The organism is Nocardioides sp. NBC_00850 (assembly GCF_045207335.1).
Classification (GTDB): Bacteria; Actinomycetota; Actinomycetes; order Propionibacteriales; family Nocardioidaceae; genus Nocardioides.
The window spans coordinates 5,166,640-5,186,644 of sequence record NZ_CP108845.1; the positions used below are offsets into that span (position 1 = coordinate 5,166,640).

16 protein-coding genes are annotated in these 20,005 nt (G+C 69.3%); 3 read left to right on the plus strand and 13 right to left on the minus strand.

Features of this window, described 5'->3' with window-relative positions:
- Positions 1–74 precede the first annotated feature (74 nt).
- From OH802_RS25045 to OH802_RS25105, 13 genes are all read right to left on the minus strand, one after another.
- Positions 75–1,571 carry a glycosyltransferase family 61 protein gene (locus OH802_RS25045; RefSeq protein WP_406023134.1) on the minus strand — a complete coding sequence of 499 codons (1,497 nt, stop codon included), beginning with the start codon at positions 1,569–1,571 and terminating at the stop codon, positions 75–77.
- Positions 1,568–3,229, minus strand: coding sequence for a glycosyltransferase family 2 protein (locus OH802_RS25050; RefSeq protein ID WP_406023135.1), 1,662 nt, complete (start codon positions 3,227–3,229; stop codon positions 1,568–1,570). The genes OH802_RS25045 and OH802_RS25050 overlap by 4 nt, the downstream gene beginning before the upstream one ends.
- 68 nt (positions 3,230–3,297) lie before the next feature.
- The gene (locus OH802_RS25055; RefSeq protein ID WP_406023136.1) at positions 3,298–5,148 is read right to left on the minus strand and encodes a glycosyltransferase; all 1,851 of its coding nucleotides are present in this window, start codon (positions 5,146–5,148) and stop codon (positions 3,298–3,300) included.
- A gap of 7 nt (positions 5,149–5,155) precedes the next feature.
- Entirely contained in the window at positions 5,156–7,222 is a 2,067-nt protein-coding gene (locus OH802_RS25060; RefSeq protein WP_406023137.1) for an acyltransferase family protein, read from the minus strand.
- 277 nt (positions 7,223–7,499) lie between these two features.
- The gene (locus OH802_RS25065; RefSeq protein WP_141803713.1) at positions 7,500–7,697 is read right to left on the minus strand and encodes a hypothetical protein; all 198 of its coding nucleotides are present in this window, start codon (positions 7,695–7,697) and stop codon (positions 7,500–7,502) included.
- A 182-nt stretch (positions 7,698–7,879) separates the two neighbouring features.
- Positions 7,880–8,683 carry a DUF6576 domain-containing protein gene (locus OH802_RS25070; RefSeq protein WP_406023138.1) on the minus strand — a complete coding sequence of 268 codons (804 nt, stop codon included), beginning with the start codon at positions 8,681–8,683 and terminating at the stop codon, positions 7,880–7,882.
- 85 nt (positions 8,684–8,768) lie between these two features.
- Entirely contained in the window at positions 8,769–9,968 is a 1,200-nt protein-coding gene (locus OH802_RS25075) for a glycosyltransferase family 2 protein (protein WP_406023139.1), read from the minus strand.
- 378 nt (positions 9,969–10,346) lie between these two features.
- Entirely contained in the window at positions 10,347–11,213 is an 867-nt protein-coding gene (gene mutM, locus OH802_RS25080) for a bifunctional DNA-formamidopyrimidine glycosylase/DNA-(apurinic or apyrimidinic site) lyase (protein ID WP_406023140.1), read from the minus strand.
- A gap of 12 nt (positions 11,214–11,225) precedes the next feature.
- Positions 11,226–11,924 carry a ribonuclease III gene (gene rnc / locus OH802_RS25085; RefSeq protein WP_355020137.1) on the minus strand — a complete coding sequence of 233 codons (699 nt, stop codon included), beginning with the start codon at positions 11,922–11,924 and terminating at the stop codon, positions 11,226–11,228.
- A gap of 20 nt (positions 11,925–11,944) precedes the next feature.
- Positions 11,945–12,130, minus strand: coding sequence for a 50S ribosomal protein L32 (rpmF, locus tag OH802_RS25090; protein ID WP_008358292.1), 186 nt, complete (start codon positions 12,128–12,130; stop codon positions 11,945–11,947).
- A 66-nt stretch (positions 12,131–12,196) separates the two neighbouring features.
- Positions 12,197–12,751 carry a YceD family protein gene (locus OH802_RS25095; protein ID WP_406023141.1) on the minus strand — a complete coding sequence of 185 codons (555 nt, stop codon included), beginning with the start codon at positions 12,749–12,751 and terminating at the stop codon, positions 12,197–12,199.
- A 41-nt stretch (positions 12,752–12,792) separates the two neighbouring features.
- Positions 12,793–14,172, minus strand: a complete 1,380-nt coding sequence (locus OH802_RS25100) for a hypothetical protein (protein WP_406023142.1) — start codon at positions 14,170–14,172, stop codon at positions 12,793–12,795.
- The gene (locus OH802_RS25105; protein WP_406023143.1) at positions 14,124–15,119 is read right to left on the minus strand and encodes a lysylphosphatidylglycerol synthase domain-containing protein; all 996 of its coding nucleotides are present in this window, start codon (positions 15,117–15,119) and stop codon (positions 14,124–14,126) included. Before OH802_RS25105 ends, OH802_RS25100 begins: the two co-directional genes overlap by 49 nt.
- A 94-nt stretch (positions 15,120–15,213) precedes the next feature.
- On the opposite strand from OH802_RS25105, the gene OH802_RS25110 reads away from it, so the two are divergent.
- The 3 genes from OH802_RS25110 (at position 15,214) to OH802_RS25120 (ending at position 19,964) form a co-directional block, all read left to right on the plus strand.
- Positions 15,214–16,314, plus strand: coding sequence for a glycosyltransferase (locus OH802_RS25110; RefSeq protein WP_406023144.1), 1,101 nt, complete (start codon positions 15,214–15,216; stop codon positions 16,312–16,314).
- The gene (locus OH802_RS25115) at positions 16,311–17,093 is read left to right on the plus strand and encodes a class I SAM-dependent methyltransferase (protein ID WP_406023145.1); all 783 of its coding nucleotides are present in this window, start codon (positions 16,311–16,313) and stop codon (positions 17,091–17,093) included. Before OH802_RS25110 ends, OH802_RS25115 begins: the two co-directional genes overlap by 4 nt.
- A 90-nt stretch (positions 17,094–17,183) precedes the next feature.
- Positions 17,184–19,964 carry a YfhO family protein gene (locus OH802_RS25120; RefSeq protein ID WP_406023146.1) on the plus strand — a complete coding sequence of 927 codons (2,781 nt, stop codon included), beginning with the start codon at positions 17,184–17,186 and terminating at the stop codon, positions 19,962–19,964.
- Positions 19,965–20,005 lie beyond the last annotated feature (41 nt).

Below are 20,005 nucleotides of genomic sequence, written 5' to 3' on the forward strand. Positions count from 1 at the left end.
CGCTGAGGTCACTCATCGACGGACGTCGAGCTTGAGCCTGTCGTCGGCCACCCGCCACAGGTGACGAACCGCCTTCAGCGCCGCACCGACCACGCAGCCAACCAGCCCGGAGCCCACGGCCGATCCACACTCCCGACGAGCTGGAGGAGAAGGCTCAGGTCGACGGTGTTGTCGGATACGACCATGGCCCGATAGTCGACGCCGAGGTGCTTGGACCTGAGATAGAAGTTGGGTTTCACGAACGTCGAGGGAAAGAGCTCCACGAGCCGGGTGCCGGAGCGGGAGAAGACCAGGTTGGTGAGGCCGGCACCGTGTGGGGCGACGATGACGTCGGCGGCGCCGAAGACATGTGCCTGCTCGTCGATGTCCAGGTCTTCGGCGTAGACGATCTGGTAGCCGAGGTGTGCGAGGGCGCTCTCGACGTCGGCCTCGTTGTCGAATGAGCGTACCGACCGGGCCCGGGAGAGGTAGACGCGGCGGTAGCGGCGGTCGATGTCGCCCGACCCCAGTGCGCCGAAGAAGTCATAGACCCAGCTCGCCCACAGGAACGGCGGCGGGTCCGGCCAGTAGGCACAGGCGACGAGGGTGGTCTCGAGATCCTTGGCCGCGACCAGGCGGGACGGGTCGAGCCCGAGCCGCTCGAAGACGAAGGGCAGGACACCGAATCGGTCCTCGACGTAGACGATCGGGACGTGGTCGGGCACCCGGTGGACGCTTCGCAGGCCGGCCGCCGTCTCAGCGATCGCGTGATAGTAGTTCACGTAGTTGTGCGCGAACGGCAAGACGTACGCAGCAGGGATCTGGTCGGTGACGGGCGCGGCGATGTTGAGGCTGCTGGCCTTGGCGTACCGGGAGGCGCGGATCGCGCGGGTACGGCGCTGTCCGGTGAAGGCCGTGGCGACGTCTTCGTTGCTGATGCAGAAACGCACGTCTCGGGCGAGGAAGACCCGCTCGACGTCGGTCTCGGTGTGTCCGCGGTCGAACCCGGCCGCCAGCAGGACCTCGCGCTGATCGGCCGGCAGCTCGGCGAAGTCCTGGTCGAAGGTGGACGGCTGATCCGCGATCCTCGACCCGGTCTGGAAGCAGACCAGGTCTGCCTCGGTGTCGAGCGGAAGGCGATCTGGCATCGGCCGGCGCTCGAACTCGCGCGCTTCGGTGAGCCGGACGAGCTCGTATGCCCCACTGTCGACGTGCTTGGTGAACTCCTCGAACTGGCGACGCACGCCGTCGATGACGCTCTTGGCGCTCTCCAACCGCTGGTCGCCGCCGGGGAGCAACCCGAGCTGCTCCACCTCGCCAACCACTCCGGCCGCCAGATCCTGCAGCCCGTAGAAGCTGAGGAAGCGCACGACGGCGTTGAACCTGCTCCCGTCAACGGTCCCGTCCGGCCGGACCAGACGGTCAGCAACGAGACGACCGGCACCGTTCTGCAGGGCCTCGGCGGCGATCAACAGCCCCTCGTCAGGACTCCGCCCGCTCTGCTGGCGCCACGCCTCGAGCGCGGCTATGGCCCTGGCGACGTCTCTGGCCTCGACGAGCCCTTGAATCTGCTCCTCGGTGATCCCGTTCATGAACGCCGCAGACCGCGCGCAACCCGCCCGACCTTGCTGCGGACGCGGCGCTTGATGCCCAGCGCCTCGGCACGTGCCTCGGCGACCTCAGCGCGCTTCCGGTTGGCATGTGCCCGGTTCCTGACGTTCTCGATCCGCTGGCGTGCCATCGCCAGCTGTTCCCGCAGATCGGCCACGGCCAGATCACTGTCCCCACGGGTGATCTTCTTGACCGGCTCGGCCGTGCGAAGGTCGATGAGACCGAGCTCCTTGCTGGAGCGCCACTCGACCCCCCACACGGCGTCGAGAGCCTCGATGGGGCTGACCGTCTCGGAGGCGTATCGCAACGCGCGGCTGTAGGCCTGGGTCGGCCTGATCGTGAGAACCTCGGACTGCTCGACACCCTCGGGCGGGAAGTAGTTCACCACGCCGAGGTCGTTGCCGTAGACGTCCCGCATGATCTCGTTCAACGCGCTGGGTCCCAGTCCGAGGGTGACCGGTACGTCGAGGCGGTAGGGCGAGGGGAAGACGTCGTCGGGGTCGTCCTCGACCATCGTGACGCGGCCCTCGCACCGGTACCACTCCTGCAGCAGATGAAGCTCGACCGCCACGTCGGCGAGCACCCGACGCCGCCCGGTCTCCAGCGTCGACCAGGGACCGACAAGCAGCACCTGCAGGTCGGACTCGGTCTGGTTGAGCAGCATGTCGACGCAGCGCCGGGCCACCTCGGCGGTGTCGATGTCGACCTTTACCACGGCGGTGACGAACGGCACCTCCCACTGACGGTTCGTCGCGGCACGCCGGTAGCGCGGGATCGGCATCCGCTGCGCGAAGTGGACGTCGTTGAAATGAGCGACCTCGCGGCCCTTGTCCTGCACCGTCGCACGACCCAGGTGATAGGTCTGGGCCGACTGCACCGGGATGAAGACCGCGCCCCGCTGCCAGATCTGGTAGGCGATCTCGGTGTCGTCTCCGAGCTTCAGCTCAGGACGCTGCCCGAAGGTCTGCTCGTAGACCGAGCGGGTAACCGTGGCGCACGCCCCCATGTGCGTGGAGTAGTTGCGACCACCGCTGGCGTTGAGGTCGTTGGTCTCCTCGTAGATGTCCAGCGACCAGTGCCGGTGCAGAGTCTCCAGGTCGTGGTGCTTGCGGATCTCGCCGGATCTGACCTCCTCGAAGACCTGCTCGGGAGTGAAGTCCCACTCCTCGACGAACCCCTTGTGGCCGATGGTCGCCGCCTCGGGGATGAAGTGCGCCCACTTCGCGTGCTCACGCACGTTGTTGGAGAAGAGGATCATGTCCGAGTCGACCCAGTAGATGATGTCGCCGTCGGAGGCCTCGATGCCGATTTGCAGTGCGTTGGAGCGTCCCCAGCCCTCGCCGAGTTCCTCGTGGACCCGGATCAGTCGCGTGTTCTTCGGGGCGTACTTCCCGATCTCGACAGCCGGCTCACTGCCGTCGTCGATGACGATGACCTCGAGGAGCTCCTCGGGATAGTCCTGCGCCGCGAGCGAGGCGAGGGTGAGATCGAGGGTCTTGGAGTTGAAGGCGGCGGTGACCACCGAGACCTTCAGCGTCGGCTCCCAGCCATCCGGGACGGTGCCGTCGAACACGTCGCGCCATTGGTTCTTGAAGACGACGTCGCTGAGCGCGGGATTAGGGGTCAATGACTTCGGCATGGAGTCCTTCTCTGGGCCTTCTGTGGGGGTTTCGCTAGGGGGTTCTGGACGGCCGAGCGCGTGAGCGCTCAGCCTTCGACGATCTCGGGCATGAAGCGTGGCCACTGTTCGTAGGAGCCGGCGACCAGGCTGGAGTCGTCACGCCGCCAGGTGTGTCCGTCGGCGTGACGGATGTAGACGTAGCCGAGCCCGTGGGTGCGATAGCCGATCGCACCCGCGTTCCCCGCCCGGATCAGCACCGACCGGTCGGTCGAGTTGGGTGTGGGCCGCCATCCACCGATCTCGTTGAGCATGCCGGTGGAGAGCATCATCGCGCCGCCGGCGAGCTGGTAGTGGTACGCCTCGGTCGCGAAGGTGCGGTGGACGGTGTGGTCGAGCGCCTCGAGGTAGAGGTACTCGGTCGTCTTCCCGACCATGTCGGCACCGGAGTAGAGGTAGGCGAGCACCAGGTCGCCGATCACCTGCGGGCCGTAGATGTCGTCGTCGTCGATCTTCACGACCAGGTCTCCCGACGCCACCCGCGCCGCGTCGGCCAGGACGGAACCGAACGCCTTCGCCTTCTCGTGGCGGGTGACGATCGCGCCGGTTGCTGCGATGACCTTCTCCAGCCGCGGCGGGAGCGGCCCCTCGGCACCGTGGACGGCGACGATGATCTCCAGGTGCGGATAACGCTGCGCGGCGAGTGCCTCGATCACCCCGGCGACCCGGCCCGGCCGCATTGTGGAGAGGACGGCGCTGACCTTGGGGAGCAGCCGGTGCCCGTGCTCCTGGGCGTGGCCGGCGAGCTCGAAGAAACCGCCGAAGCGCTCCATCGCCTCGCGTCGCTGGGGCACCGACCGCAGCTCACGCACCAGGCCGCTGCTCGGTCGGTGCGGCAGGCGCAGCATCGCAGCCAGCTCCTTGCCGAGTACGTCCTCGGCGAGCCGCATCGCGGCGGGGAGCGAGTGCAGGATGACGCCGGTGGCCGCCAGCTCGGCCAGCCGGCGATATACCGCACGCTCCTCGCCGGCGTCGGTGACCTCGAGGCCGGACAGATCGACCGACTCGATCCGGCGCAGGCTGCGCACGTCCGCGGCGCGCAGCGGCTCCGTCAGCGCCTGAGCGAACCCCGTCGCCGCGGAGCTCGAGGCAGCAGTCGGCTCGAGCCGCAGCTGCCCGGAGGCGAGGGTCGCCGTCAGCCAGCCGTCGGGGTCGTACCAACCCTGGAACCGCCCGACCGGGTTGTGCACGTTGAGGTCGACCAACGGGGCGATGCCACGGTCCGAGACGACCAGGTGTCCGGTCGTGGTGTCGACGGCCAGCGGGTGCCGGAAGACCGTGTTCGCCGGGTCGTCCTTGACTGCGGTCAGCTCGGCCAGCCGCGATCGGTCGCTGACGAGGCCGAAGTCGGCCAGGCTCAGGCCGACGCCGCTGAGGTGGTCGACCGGCAGCTCCGGGATGCCCGGGGCTGTCGGCGTGGGCAGCAGCCCGAGTCCGGCGGGCGCGAGCGCGTCGGTGCCGAGCTCGACGTACCCGTAGCCGTGCTGCCCGCGCGTGACCGCGAAGAGCGGGTAGACGGCGCGAACGATCGCGGCGAGCGGAATTGGCTCGCGTAGCACGATCTCGACCTCGGCGGTGCCGACACCGCTGCGCGGATAGCGCACCTCTTGGCGGAGCACTCCTGGCGCCCAGCCGAGGCGGCCGTTCCACCGACTGTGCGGGGACTCCCACCGCTCGATCCGCATCGCGAACCGGTGCGCGGTGACCTCCGGGTCGGCGAGCGTCAGGACGCGAACCAGGTCCACGTCGGCGACCACGATTGACACCTGGCGGGCGGCCCGCGGCAGCTGCGCGAGATAGGTCCGTACGTCCTCGGCGCTCGCCAGCACCTCGTCCTCACGGGGTTCGGCTGATGCACTTGTCACGGGGTGTGTGGGCATGGGTCCTTCAATTTCCTAGGGCTGCCGTCGTGGCCGCGTCGAGGCGGCCCGTCAGACTCTTCACGTATGTCGCGGTCACGTGCGAGCGGTCGCAGTAGGCCACCACCCCGCCGATCGTCGCGTAGCACCTGCCATCACGGCAGAAGTCGGTGGTGGTGTCGAGCACCTCGACACCGTCCAGGGGTGAGGTGCGGGCGACGGCCGCCATCGGGTCCGGTGATGCGGTCTGCTTCACACTTCCGTCGCACGCGCCGAGATCACGCGGGTTGGCGGCGACGCAGTCCGGCGTGTTCGGCGTCGGCGGCGTGGGCGGGTCCTCGATCACCAGCACCCTCTTGTCGGCGGCCACCCAACGCTTCAGCACCCGGCCGGACGCCTTACGGGCCAGCTCGAGGCTCTCGCCCCGATCACCGTCGGCGGCAGCCATGGTGCGGTAGTAGCGGTTGCTGACCACCACCAGCCGTTCCCGACCACCCGCGACCCGGTTGACGACATAGGTGTTCCAGTCGGCGCACGCTTTCGTCGCCGCCTGGTCTGGCAGCTCAACCGGCCGGTCAACGGTGTAGCACTCGTACATCAGGTAGGCCGTGACCTGCCAGTTACGCTCCCGGGCGACGAGCTCCAGCGCCGGCGCCCACATCGCGGCATGCGAGTTGCCCACCAACGCGACCGGGGTCGCGTCGGGTGCGTCGCTCCCGAAGGTGCAGGTACGCCGGGACGTGTCGTCCATCTGCAGGACGCATCCATTCTCGAAGAGGCGAGACTTGTCGTCGACAGCGGCCAGCGGCGGCAGGTAGAGCTCTCCCGAGCCGTGCGGGGCGCACGACGCCTGAGACAGCGCAGCCGCCGCATAGCAGGGGTCCTCCGTGGACGAGGGCGCCGCGGTCTGCCGGGCCTGCGCCTCGGACTCGCGGTGGAGTGCGAACCCGCAGGTGCCGATGATCAGTGCTCCGGCCAGCGCGAAAACGAAGCTGCGGCGCAGTGGAAGACCGAGCGGACGCCGTCCGCGCAGCGGGTCTTCCACATAGGTCTTGGTCGCCCACGCGGCCAGCACGACAGCACACAGGCCGAGGAGCTTGACCACGCCCGGAACCGGACCGTCCAGCGCGTAGGGCAGCAGGACGACCAGCGGCCAGTGCCACAGATAGATCGAGTAGGACAGGTCGCCGAGCACCTGCAACGGACGCCTTGCCATCAGCCACAGCGGAGACAGCGGGCCGCGACGTACGTCGGCGGCGATGACCAGAGCGGCACCGACGACCGGCACCAGCGCAGCGGAACCCGGGAACACGGTGGCGTGGTCGAACACAACCGAGGCGTACGCCACCAGCCCCAGCCCGCTCCAGACCAGCGCCAAACGGGCGACGGCCGGCAACCGGCCCAGGCGTGGTGTGGCGATCGCGACCAGGCCGCCCAGACCCAGCTCCCAGACCCGTGTCTGGGTCACGAAGTAGGCCGAGGCGTCGGTGATCAGGACCGAGCAGAGCAGCGAGCCGACCACGAGGAGCGCCACAGCCACGCCTGCGACGCGGCGTACCGACATCCTGCGGCGGCGGGCGACCACGCCGACGGCGAGCAGGAGCACCGGCCAGAGGAGATAGAACTGCTCCTCGACCGAGAGCGACCAGTAGTGCTGCACCGGCGTGGCGGCGTTGTCGGCAGCGAGGTAGTCGACCGCCTCCCCCGCGAGGAACCAGTTCTGCACGTAGATGGCGGAGGCGACCGCCTGCCGGGCCGTACCGTCCCACAGCGTCGCCGGAGCGATCCACCATGTGGCCGCCAGCGTCACCGCGATCACGCTCAGCGCGGCCGGGAGCAGCCGCCGGATCCGCCTCCCCCAGAACTCACCGAGGTCCCGCAGCGAGGACGGGACGTGGTCCAGCAGGTGCGTGGTGATCAGGAAGCCCGAGATGACGAAGAAGACGTCGACGCCGACGTAGCCACCGGTGAGCCGGTGCGGCCAGAAGTGGTAGACGACGACGAGCGACACCGCGACGGCCCGCAGCGCCTGGATGTCGAATCGCGGGCCAGGACGGCCCTTCATCGTGCGGCTTGTGGTGGCAGCAGCGCGCACGCCGAGTCCAGGGCATGGCACAACGAGTACAAGGGAGGAGCTCCTGTGGGGGAGGATGCGGAGGTCCGCCGTCCGCGGCGAACCGCGTGATCTTAACCAAGTCGGTTGTTCCTCGCCACCTGAAGGGTGAATTTCAGGGGATGCTCCGCAACCAGTGAGTAGTCCGCTCCAAAAGGTCGAAACCGACCCTGAGTTTCAGAGTCGGTTCCCCCTGAACGAAGCTAGCCGTGAAACACGAAATAGCTCTCGCTCGTGGTGTTGCAGAGTTGCCCGCAGGTCAGGCGGGCTGCATCTCCTGCATCGAGGTGTCCAGGTCGGCGGTGTGAGCCGCGACCAGAGCGTCGTTCTCCGTCTTCAGAGTGAGAACGAGATCCTCGAGCTCACGCACACGTGCACGCAACCGAGCATTCTCGGCGGTGAGGTGGGCGGGAGTCCGCAGGTCGCTGCTCATGTAACCGATCAGCGCCTTCGCCATGAATACGTTTCCTTCGTTGGAATCACTAGAAGTTCCCGCGATACCGGGCCGTCTACAAGAGTGACACCGTTATCGACAAGCGTCAACGTCACGCGTCCAAAGCCGGGACCTCCGACCATGCATTCACCGCGAATACGGCCGAAACTTGAGTGGATCACACTCAACTTCGGCCGATTTCCGCCTCAGCCGCGGCGTCGGCGTTCCCGCAGCTGCATGAGCTCCTTCTTCTCCTTGCTGGTCAGCGAGTCGGCGCCCTCGGCGTGGATCTTCTCGAGGAGCTCGTCCATCCGCTGGTCGTCCTTGGAGACGGTCGAGGACTCCCAGGGACCGGTGACCACGGTCGGGCCCGACTTGCGCTTCTTGGCCTTGGCCGGCTTGGCCGCCTTCGGCTGGCCGGGACCGCCGGCCACCTGCGGGATCCAGGGGAACCGGTCGAGCAGGCCGAACTGGCGCGCCACGAAGGCGTTGACGAAGAGGCCGACGACGAAGACCAGCAGCATCACCCAGCTGCGGTAGCCGAGGTACTGGATCAGCTGGATGCCGACGAGGATCACGCCGAAGAGCCAGGCCGGGATGTTGAACATGAACATCCGGTCGGGCCACTGCGCGATCCACAGCAGCACCACCATCATCTCCAGCATCCCGAGGCCGGCGAGAATGTAGTTCGGGTCCAGCACCGCGCCGAAGACGACGGCCAGGAACGAGAGCACCGCGGTGAAGGCCACCAGCAGCCAGGCGAACCGGACCCGGCCGAGCTCGTTGCGCTCGAGGTCGGAGCCGAAGTACCAGAAGAAGAAGATCGCCAGGACGTCGAAGATGCTGAACTGCGGGTAGGCGAAGGGCCAGGTGAACAGCGTCCACAGCTTGAGCTCGGCGAGGTTGGGCTGGATCAGGGCCAGCCCGGCCAGCACACCCTGGCCGCCCATCACGGCGAAGAGGACCAGCCCGACGATGCTCGCGAAGACCACGAGCCACGTCGTGGTCACCCCCAATGAACCGATGTGGAACCAAGGCTCGTGGGGGTAACGACCGCCTGGGGTCAACCGGAAACGTTCTCGCACGGGGCCGAGCCTATCCACGCATTGGTTGCCGCGTCAGCAGGGCACTCCCATCGACCTTCTCGATGTTGCCCAGATCCAGGGGCAGCGCCGGATCGTTGCGCCACGGATGCTGCCGAAAGGCTGCCCGGGCGCCGTACCTGTCGATCATCGCGATCAGCGCGACGAGGTCCTCTGCACGGTCCTGGGCGACCAGCCACGCCATCAGCCGTTGAGCACGTGGAACCGCCGTGTTCTCGAACGGCACCCCGGCGTCGTACCAGAACTCCAGGACGGCGGCGCGCAGCAGCTTCCAGTAGCGGCTCGGGTCCTCGGTATCGGGGTGGACGGCCGCGCGGAAGTGCTCCCACATGTCGATCGGCAAGACCTCGACGAGCAGGGTCTCCATGAGCTTCGCCGAGCCGGCCGCGCGAACTAGCTCGATGGTCTGGCGCTTGGTGTCGATCCGCTCGACGAGGTTCGCGATCTGCGCACGCTTCTGCGTCGCCGAGGACCGGTCGGAGCGGACCTGCCAGTCGTAGACGATCTCGGTCATCACGTCGAAGGAGTCTGCGGCAAGGAACACCTGAGTGAGCGCGACCTGGTCCTGGTAGCGCGTGCGCTCGGGGAAGGCGATCGCGTTCTCCGTCCAGAACGACCGCCGGAAGATCTTGTTCCAGACGAAGATGTCGGCGAGCATGAGCGGCGCGTCTTCGATCCGGCACCTGAGCCGCTCCTCCGCGTGGTTGCGGCGCATCAGCGGCGTCATGAACCTGCGCTCCACCCCGCCTTCGACGGCCACCCGCTCTGCCGCACCGACCGCGAAGTCCGAGCCCGTACGCCGCAGCGACCGCACCATCGCCGACCACGCATCGTGCGGCAGGGTGTCGTCGGGGTCGACGAACGTCAGCAGCTCACCTGTCGCGGCGTCGATCCCGGTGTGACGTGCTCGGGACACCCCCGAGTTCGGCTGGGTGATGACGGTGATGCAGGACTCCTCCGCGGCCAGTCGACGCAGGATCTGCGCCGACCCGTCGGTCGAGCCGTCGTCGACGACGATCACCTCGAGCTTCGAGATCTCGTTCCGCGGCTGGTCCAGGACGCTGCGCAGGCTCTTCTCGACGTACTCCGCCACGTTGTAGACCGGCACGACCACGCTGAGCGTCGGCCTGAACCTCGCCAGGTCCCGCACTCGACGGACACCGGCTTCGCCCAGCTTCCTCCAGCCCGTCACGCCCGAGCAACTCTCACAGTTGGGCGTCCTTCCGGGAGCTTGTGGGGAGCCACCTGATGTCCTTGTCGAGCTGTTGACCAACCGATGGCAGAGACTGTCGTTCATCTGTGCCGGTATGGGCCGTGGTTTGTCTTCCCCGAGATCCGGATGACCACGTCGCCACCCGGCTAAAACCGCCAGCCCGAACAAGGCGGTGCGTCGTCTGCTGCGCCCAGCCGGCGCATCGCTGCACCCAGGACGAACGGAGACGAACGGACCAGAGATTAACCCACGGGAATCCGGTTTCCTTAACCAACGCTGAGGATCGTCGGAACTGTCACGGGCCCGCAACATTCGGTTGATCCGAAGGGGCCGTGAGCAATAGCCCAGATGGACTATCTACCCCGGGATTCGCCGGGTTCGAGGTGCCGGCTGGCAGGTGGGGCAGAAGTAGGAGGAGCGGTTCATGAAGGCGGTGCGGCGCATCGGGGCACCGCACCGGTCGCAGGGCTCGCCCTCACGTCCGTACGCAGCGAGCGACCGCTCGAAATAGCCCGACTCGCCGTTCACGTTGACGTAGAGCGCGTCGAAGGAGGTGCCGCCCTGGGACAGCGCTTCGGTCATCACATCGCGCACGTGGCCGAGCAGCTCGCGCACCTTGGGGCCGGTCAGCCGGTCCCCCGGCCGTTCGCCGTGCAGCTTCGCGCGCCACAGGGCCTCGTCGGCGTAGATGTTGCCGACGCCGCTGATCAAGGTCTGGTTGAGCAGGATCCGCTTGATGCCGCTAGAGGAGCGGCGTACGCGGGCCACGACCGCCTCCGCATCGAAGGCGGCCTCGAGCGGGTCCGGGGCGATGTGGACGATCTCGGGCGGGAGCTCGCCTCCCCCGGGGCTGATCGAGAGGCCGCCGAACATGCGCTGGTCGACGAAGCGGAGCTCGCGGCCCTCCGCGGCGCCGTCGAGGCGGATCCGGACGCGCAGGTGCCGCTCGTCGGGCGAGGCCGGCGGCTGGACGAGCATCTGGCCGCTCATCCCGAGGTGGGCCATGAGCGCGTCACCGGAGTCCAGCGGCAGCCACAGATACTTGCCGCGGCGGCGGGCGCCGACGAGCACGCGGCCCCTCAGCTCCTCGGCGAAGGCCGAGGCACCGGCGAGGTGGCGGCGTACGGGCCTGGGGTGCAGGACCTCGACAGCGACGATCCTCGCGCCGAGTACGTGGCGCTCGAGGCCGGCGCGGACGACCTCGACCTCGGGAAGCTCAGGCAAGGACAGTCCGTCTCAGGCGGAAGAGGAGGCAGCGGCTTGGATCTCGCCGTAGGCCGTCTCCGCGGCGGCCTGCTCGGCCTCCTTCTTGGAGCGGCCGACGCCGTTGCCGTAGAGCTGCTCGCCGACTCGGACCTTCGCGGTGAAGGTCTTCATGTGGTCGGGGCCCTCATCGGTGATGACGTATTCGGGCACACCGAGGGCACGCTCGGCGGCGAGCTCCTGCAGGGAGGTCTTCCAGTCGAGCCCGGCACCGAGGTCGGAGGCCGCCTCGATGAGGGGGTCGAAGAGTCGGTGGACGAGGACGGTGGAGACCTCGATGCCACCGGAGAGGTGGACCGCTCCGATCACCGCTTCCACGGTGTCGGAGACGATCGACGCCTTCTCGCGCCCACCGGTGGCCTCCTCGCCACGGCCCAGCTTGATGTGCTGGCCGAGGCCGATGGCCTGACCGACCTCGGCCAGGGCGCGGGCGTTCACAACTGCCGCCCGCAGCTTGGCCAGCTTGCCCTCGGGCAGGTCGGGGTGGATGCGATACAGGGTCTCGGTGACCACGACGCCGAGCACCGAGTCGCCCAGGAACTCCAGGCGCTCGTTGGTGGGCAGGCCACCGTTCTCGTAGGCGTAGGACCGGTGTGTCAGCGAACGCTCAAGCAGCTCGGGGTCCAGGATCGGATCCCCGAGCGCTTTGCGAAGCTCGGCGTAGTTGGTCAGGAGACTAACCGCGTGTCAGATCAGAGGACCTGGCGACGCTCGGCGCGAGCGCCGTACTGGCCGCACTCGCCGCACGCACGGTGCGGGATGTGCTTGGCGCCGCAGGCGGGGTTCGCGCACGTCACCAGGGTCGGCGCAACGGCCTTCCAGGCCGAGCGGCGGTGACGGGTGTTGCTGCGCGACATCTTCCGCTTCGGGACAGCCACTGTTTTCTCCTCTTATTCGGCCGGTCGGATCTCGACCGGCTACTGAAGCCTAGTTACTGGCGAACTCTAGTTGCTGGGCTCATCTTTCAGCGAAGCCAGCCCCGCCCAGCGCGGGTCGACCTTGTCGCCGTGGTTGTGCCCGGGCTCATCCGCGAGCCGCGCCCCACACTCGGGGCACAGTCCCGGACAGTCGTCCTGGCACATCGGCTGGAACGGCAGTGCGAGCACCACCGCATCCCTGAGCACCGGCTCGAGGTCGATCAGGTCGCCCTCGGTCCGGCTGGTCTCGTCGTCCTCGTCAGGGGCCTGGCCGTCACGAGAGTCGTTGTAGACGTACAGCTCCTGGATGTCGACCTCGGCTTCGTCCTCGATCGGCTCCAGGCACCGCACGCACTCGCCCTCGAGGACAGCAAAAGCCGTCCCCGTGACCAGCACACCCTCCATGACCGCCTCGAGCCGCAGGTCGAACTCGACCGGCGAACCCTCAGGGACAGAGAGGACTTCGATACCAAGATCCGCCGGCGCCGGCACCGTCCGCTCAACGTGACGCTCGGACCCCGGGCGGCGGCCGAGCTCGCGTGTATCGAGCACGAGCGGCGCTCTCGGGTCCAGGGCAGTCATGTTTCACTTCCGGATGAGGGCACGACAGATCAGATGAGATCTTACCGGGACCGGACGACGGCGACCAAAAGGACGGTCACCACACCGGCCACACACGCGACACCGGCGATGCCCGTCGCGACCCAGGCCGCCGACTGGAAGACCGGTGCGGTGGCCAGATCGCCGCCGGACGGGTTCGGCGGAGCGATGTGGGCGGCGAAGACCGCGAACGCCGCCGCGGCCCAGACCGCGACCGCCGGCCCCGCCAGACGCGGCGTGGCAGCGAGCCCGAGCGCGGTGAGCAGACTGGTCACGACGGTGAGCGGGATGAGATAGCGCCAGTACGCTCCCCCGCCACCAGCCGCGTAGTTCAGCTGGATCCCGACGATGACCGCGGTCAGAGCGAGCAGCAGCAGCGCCGTCGCCACCCGGACGGGCTCCCGCCGCGACCGGGAGAACGCGCGGAGGCCGACGATCAGCCCGAGCACGAGCGGGGCGATGGTGAGCACGGCACCGATGGTGATGTGCTCCTGGAGCGCCGGCGGGATCAGCAGCTGGCACCAGATGTCGGGGTCGGTGGCGACGTCGAGCACGGGACGTACCTCCCGTTCCTGCAGGGGGCCACCGGGCTTGCCGACGAGGTCGGTCTGCATGCCGGACCAGTTGCCGGTGGCACGGAAGTTGCGGATGTAGAACCACGCGTTGACGGCGACGGCGAGGAGCACCGCGATGCCCAGACGCAGGATGCCCGTCCAGTCACGGCGCGGGCCGATCAGCCAGACCAGGCCGAGGGTCGTCGCGCACAGGCCGATGAAGACGACGCCGGGGAGCCGGGTGCCGAGGGCGGCGGCGGCGTACAGGCCGAAGAGCACCAGCCCGCCGGTCCGGGACCCGTTGCGGAGCAGCCAGACCGTCTGGCCGACCAGGAGGGTGGCCCACAGCACGAACAGGTTGTCGTTGAAGACGACGCCACCGAGCCTGGTCAGTGCCGGGCTGAGCGCGGTGACCAGGCCGGCCGCGACCGACACCTCGGGGCGGCTGGGGACGATCTGGCGGGTCGTCCACATCACCGCGGCCACGACCAGGCAGGTGATCACGAGGGCGATGCCGCGGGCCGCCATCCCGGCGGCGAGCAGGTGGCCGGCGTCGGTGAGCGGTCCGACCACGGGTGCCAGCAGCAGGTAGAAGAGCGGTGGATGCTGGCCGGTCCAGTCGAAGGGCAGCGTGTAGCCCCAGATCTGCGGCATCCGCATCGGGTCGCCGATGCTGATCAGGGTGCCGTGCCACAGCTGGTAGGCGTGGTCGACGTGGGCCACCTCGTCCTTGGTGCCGTAGAGCGGCGAGGAGAGCGCGTAGCCGGCGCAGACGCCGGCACAGGTGATCAGGTTGGCGATCAGGCCGGCGGTCCAGAGCTGCGGTGCGGTGGGCCGTGCGGTGGGCACAGGGGTCTCCCGAGGGGTTCGATGGCTGGTGAGGGAAGGTCGCCGGCGCGACGGGTCAGGAAAGCGGCGATGAAAGCGACGACGACATCGACCAGGACGGCGATCCCGCGGGCCAGCAGAGCGACCAGCAGGGCCAGCCCGGGCGAGAGGACGCCGGAGAGGGCGACCACCAGGACGGCCTCACGCAGCCCGGCGCCGGCCGGGAGCCCGATCGCGGCCATGCCCAGGCTGAACCCGAGCGCATAGCCGCCGACGCTGGCCAGCAACGAAGGCAGCGGGTCGCCGCCCAGGCCGACCACGACGACCCAGATCTGGAGACCGAGCAGGAGCCAGACCAGGCTCTGCAGCGCCAGCGCCGTGCCGATCCCCCGCCAGGTCGGCAGCACCCGGAGCGGCTCGCGACGCAGCAGCCGTAGTCCGGTGTCGGCGACCTTCGCGAAGACCGGCGGATGCAGCGCCACCAGGATCAGCGGCAGGAGCAGGACCGCCCACCAGTAGCGCGCGAACGTCTCCTGGCCGAGGAACGGCATCAGCAGCACCGACACCATCACCCCTGCGCCGACGGCGATCGCCAGCACGAGAACACCCTGGGTCAGGGACGTACGCCGCGGCACCCGCTCGGCGCGGGCCAGCTCCATCTGTCCGACGATCGTCCAGACCGAGCCGGGCAGGTACTTCCCCAGCTGGCTGACGTAGAAGATCCTGGCCGCGGGCACCAGTGGGAGCGGCGAGCCGAGATCGGCCAGCACCACCCGCCACATCAGCAGCGCGACGCACTGGGCGAGCACGGTCAGCGCGAAGGCGACACCGAGCACCCACAGCGGCAGCTCCTCGAAGCCCCGCACGAGCGCGTCCCAGTTGCGGTGGACCGCGTACGCCGCCACCAGGACGACGATCGCGACGACCACCGCCTTGAGCGGCACCGCCTTCGTCCAACCTCGGCCCACGGGTCCTCCTTGGCAGCACTTTTCGGGTGCCGACATCTCAGATGCGGGGTGTGCTGCTCGAACTTTCCTTGACCTCGACCCTAACGTTGAGGTGATGCACATCGTCGCCTTCGGCACCTACGACGTGGCCTCCCATCCGCGGGTCGCGGTACTCATCGAGGGCTTACGCGCCTGTGGCGCGGAGGTCACCGAGGTCAACCGGCCGCTCGGCCTGGACACCGCGGCGAGGGTGGCGATCCTGCGACAACCGTGGCGGTTGCCGCTGCTCGTGCTGCGCCTGCTGACCTGCTGGAGCGGGCTGGTCGTGGAGTCGCTGCGACGGCGCGGGCGTCCCGACGCCGTGCTGGTCGGCTATCTGGGTCACTTCGACGTACACCTGGCCCGTCTCCTCCACCCGCGTTCGACCATCCTGCTCGACCACATGGTCTCGGCGGCCGGGGTCGCCACCAACCGGCGGCTGGCCGGCTCGGGCGGGTTGAAGCTGCGCCTGATGAAGGCGATCGACAAGATGGCGCTGAAGCAGGCCGACGTGGTCATCGTGGACACGGTCGAGCAGCAGGAGGGATTGCCCGAGGACGTACGCCGGCACTCGGTCGTGTGCCCGGTGGGTGCCACCAAGGAGTGGTTCGACGCGGGCGCCAGGGCGCTCGAGCGGCCGACCGAGGAGCCGCTGAAGGCTGTCTTCGTCGGCCTCTTCTCCCCCACCCACGGCGCCCCGGTGATCGCCGACGCCCTCGACATCCTCGCCGACGACGAGCGGATCGAGGTGACGATGGTGGGCCAGGGCCAGCAGTACGACGAGGCCCGGCGCCTCGCGGCCGGCAACCCGCGCGTCTCCTGGGTCGACTGGGTCGACGCCGAGGACCTGCCCGACTTCGTCGCCGGGTTCGATGTCAGCCTCGGCATCTTCGGCACCGTCCCGCAAGCACGTCGGGTGGTGCCCAACAAGGCGTTCCAGGGCGCCGCCGCCGGCGCCGTCGTCGTCACCTCCGACACCGCGCCCCAGCGGCGGATGCTGGAGAGCGCGGCCATGCTCGTCTCCCCCGGAAGCCCCGAGGAGCTCGCCTCGGCCCTGACCAAGCTCGCCGACGACCCGGACGAGGCCCAGCGCCTCCGCGAGGCGGCCTACGAGCAGGCTCGCGAGCACTACACCCCGCAGGCCGTCGCCTCCCCCATCCTCGAATGTCTTACGTGAACCCAACCCGACCCAGGAACCAGATGCCGCTCACCGCCACCGACCGCCCGCTGCCTCCGCTCGCACCCCGCGCCTGGCTCCGCTACGACGTCGTCAGCCGGATCATCGACCGGCTGGCGCCGGCGACGGCGCTGGAGATCGGCTGCGGTCAGGGCGCCTTCGGTGCCCGCCTGGCCACCCGCGCCGACTACCTCGGGATCGAGCCCGACGCGGACTCGTTCGCGGTGGCGTACGAGCGGATCACCTGCATGGGCGGAACGGTGCTCAACGCGATGTCCTCGGAGCTGGAGTCGGGGAGGACGTACGACATGGTCTGCGCCTTCGAGGTGCTCGAGCACATCGAGGACGACAAGGGGGCGCTGGCCGAATGGGTCACCCACGTCCGCCCCGGTGGGCAGCTGGTGCTGTCGGTGCCGGCCTTCCAGGAGCGGTTCGGTCCGATGGACCGGCACGCCGGCCACTTCCGTCGCTACAGCCCCGAGGAGCTGACCAACCGGCTGGAGGAGGCCGGTCTGGGCGAGGTCGACATCACCGTCTACGGCTGGCCGCTCGGCTACGCCCTGGAGGCGGTCCGCAACCGGATCGACGCCAGGAAGCTGGAGAAGGTGGGCGACCTCACACCCGAGGAGCTCACCCGGGCGACCGGACGTACGTTCCAGCCCAGCGGTCGGCTCAAGGGCGCCGCCATCGCCCTCGCGACCAGCCCGTTCATGGCCCTGCAACGGCTACGGCCCGACACCGGCACCGGGCTGGTGGCCGTCGCGACCAAGCGCGACTGACCCGCCGGCCGGAACGACCGAAAGACAACTTGAACGACCTACCGCGCGCGCTACCGGCGCCCGTTCCCGACTACTCATAGATTTCCGGCTGTGATCCCATCCGATCGGTGGCGCTCGGGCGTCGTCCTGGCACTTCTCGTCCTCTTCGTGGCGGTGACCTTCGGTCCCGCGCTCGTGGGACAGGGCATGCTGCTGGACACCGGATGGCTGCACGCGATGATGCCGTACGCCGCCGACGGCCCGATCCCGCAAGGGACGCTGTGGTGCCGCGGCGACACCTGGGACTACTACCTGCCCGGCGTCGAGAACATCGTCGAGGGCGCGCGTCACGGCAACTGGCAGACCTGGGCGCCGTACGAGGTGGGGGGCGCGCCGCTGGCCTCGCTGCCGAACCACGCCGTGCTGAGCCCGGTCTCGTGGCCCTACTGGGTGATGCCGATGTGGCTGGCGCCGGCTTGGGTGAAGCTGACCGAGCTGGTCCTGGTGCTGGCCGGGATGATGCTGTTCCTCGGCCGGCTCGGGGTGCGGCGCAGCATCGCGCTGGTCGCCGGGCTGGTCTTCTTCACCTCCGGGTTCATGATGATGTGGACCAACTGGCCGCACACCAAGGTCGCCTGCCTGGTCCCGCTGCTGCTGTGGGCTCTGGACCGTGCGGTGCGGGAGCGCGGCGCGCGCGACCTCGCCGCCGTCGGCCTGGTCGTCGCGGCGATGCTGCTCGGCGGGTTCCCGGCGGTGACGATGTTCGCGCTGACCCTGGGCGGGATCTACGTGGTCGTCCGGGCGCTGGCGCTGCGGGACATGCGGCGCACGCTGGTCGCGGGCGGCATCGCCGCCGGCGGGGTCGGGCTCGGGGTCGCGCTCTCCGCGGTCCAGGTGCTCCCCTTCGCGCTCAACATGAGCGCTCTCGGGCTCGACGGGCGGGTCCCCAACCAGGTCAAGCCCGCCAGTCTCGCGCTGACGACGGTTGCCCCCGACGTCTACGGCACCTGCGTCGACGGGCTCTGGTTCGGCGAGGACAACCCGATCGAGTCGATCTCCTTCATCGGCGTCGCGGCGCTGATCCTGGTCCTGTGCGCCCTGATCGTCAGGCTCCCCGGCGGTCGCCGCCCCTCGACGCCCGCCCTGCTCGCGGTCGTGCTGGCCGCGGTCGTCTGGCTGCTGTGGATCGGCGGGCTGCCGCTCGAGCTGCTCCAGAAGCTGCCCGGCTACAGCTCCAACAGCTTCGGGCGGGCCAACTCGATCTTCGGGTTCCTGTGTGCGGTGCTGGCCGGGATCGGGCTGGAGCGTCTCCTCCAGCGGGCCGAGGTGTCGCGGTCTGCTGATGAGGAGGGTCGGCCCTGGCGTCCGCGTCTGGTGGTGTCGCTGGTCCTGCTGCTGGCGGCTGCGGGGGTGGCTGCGTACTTCCTGTATGCGGCGTACGTCTACATCGACGGCGCCTCGCGACCTATCCCGGACCTCGCCGCGAAGCTGCGGGTGCCGGCGCTGCTGGGAGTGGTCTCGGTCCTCGCGGTGGCGGCGACGCTGCTGCTGCGGGGCCGGCTGCGGCTGCTGGGGCCGCTGGTGCTCGTGCTGGCGGTGCTCGCGCAGAGCACGATGTTCGCGCGCGAGGTGCTGCCGCTCACCGACCGCGACGAGTTCTACCCGGTCACACCGGCCCACGAGTTCCTCAAGGAGAACCTGGGCGAGGAGCGCTACGGCGCCTCGAGCTGGGAGCACTCGGCCGTCGCCGACCACTACCGGCTGCGTACGCCGACAGGCCATGAGTTCACCTCGCCGGAGTGGAAGGCGCTGATCGCCGCGGTCAGCCCGGACGCCCAGCTGTCCCCGACCTACAGCGACTTCCCCGCCAACGTGCCCACGCCGGGGCGTCAGCCGGTGCTCGACCAGCTCTCGGTCCGCTACTGGGTGACCCAGCCGATGGAGGTCATCGGGGTCTCGGAGCCGACGCCGGTGCCGGTCGCGCAGCGGCAGCCGCTGACGGTGATGCCCGGCCAGCAGGCGACGTGCCGGGTCCCGCAGGGCGACCTGCGCGGGATCGAGGTCACCGTGCCCGACGGCCTGAAGCCGCGGGCGCAGACGCCGACGGTCGTCCGGGTGAGCGTCGGGGCCGGCGCAGAGAAGGTCACCTCCGAGCGGGCCATCGCCGTGAACCGGCCGCTCAAGCGCGGGGAGAAGCTGCGCGTCGCCGTGCCCGACCACCGCTTCGCGTCCGGCCCGGTGCCGGTCACCATCTCGTTCTCGGGGAAGAAGAAGCCTGTCCAGCTGGCCGGTCGCACCGACGGTTCCGCGGTCTGCGCCGCGGTCCGGCCGGAGAAGGGCGACGGGCTGCGGGTGGTGCACGCCTCGGCCGGCGCGGTCGTCTACGAGCGCGCGAGCGCACTGCCCCGGATCCGCTGGGCCGGCACCAGCGAGGTCGTCACCGACGGGCCCACGCGAGTGCGGCGCCTGACCGAGGGCGTCGCGCCCGGCACCGTGCTTCTCGACGACGACTCGACGCCGGCCGCGTCCGGCTCGACCGCCCGGGTCGACGTACGCCGCGACGAGGCCGAGACGATCTCGGCCGAGGTCACCGCTGACGGAGCCGGATACCTCGTCGTCGCCGACTCGATCGCCCGCCCGGGCTGGTCGGCGACGGTCGACGGCCGCCCGGTGGACCTGGTCGCCGGCAACCACGCCTTCGCCGCCGTGCCCGTCCCCGACGGGACCCACACGGTCGCCCTCCGTTATGACGCGCCGGGCCTGCGGGCCGGGGCGGTGATCTCCGCAGTCGGCGTTCTTGTCCTTCTTGGCCTCCTGCTCATCCCGACCGTGTTCCGCAGGTGGCGGCGAAGCAGGAACGACTCCTTGGCCGCGAAGGATGCCGACATCTAGAACACGTTCCACCCAGCGACACCGCAGGCGTGACACCGGTC

Excerpts from the sequence above, each read along its gene's own strand:
- OH802_RS25045 (WP_406023134.1), bottom strand. The coding sequence starts at position 1,571 with ATGAACGGGATCACCGAGGAGCAGATTCAAGGGCTCGTCGAGGCCAGA.
- OH802_RS25050 (WP_406023135.1), bottom strand. The coding sequence starts at position 3,229 with ATGCCGAAGTCATTGACCCCTAATCCCGCGCTCAGCGACGTCGTCTTC.
- OH802_RS25055 (WP_406023136.1), bottom strand. The coding sequence starts at position 5,148 with ATGCCCACACACCCCGTGACAAGTGCATCAGCCGAACCCCGTGAGGAC.
- OH802_RS25065 (WP_141803713.1), bottom strand. The coding sequence starts at position 7,697 with ATGGCGAAGGCGCTGATCGGTTACATGAGCAGCGACCTGCGGACTCCC.
- OH802_RS25095 (WP_406023141.1), bottom strand. The coding sequence starts at position 12,751 with ATGACTGCCCTGGACCCGAGAGCGCCGCTCGTGCTCGATACACGCGAG.
- OH802_RS25110 (WP_406023144.1), top strand. The coding sequence starts at position 15,214 with ATGCACATCGTCGCCTTCGGCACCTACGACGTGGCCTCCCATCCGCGG.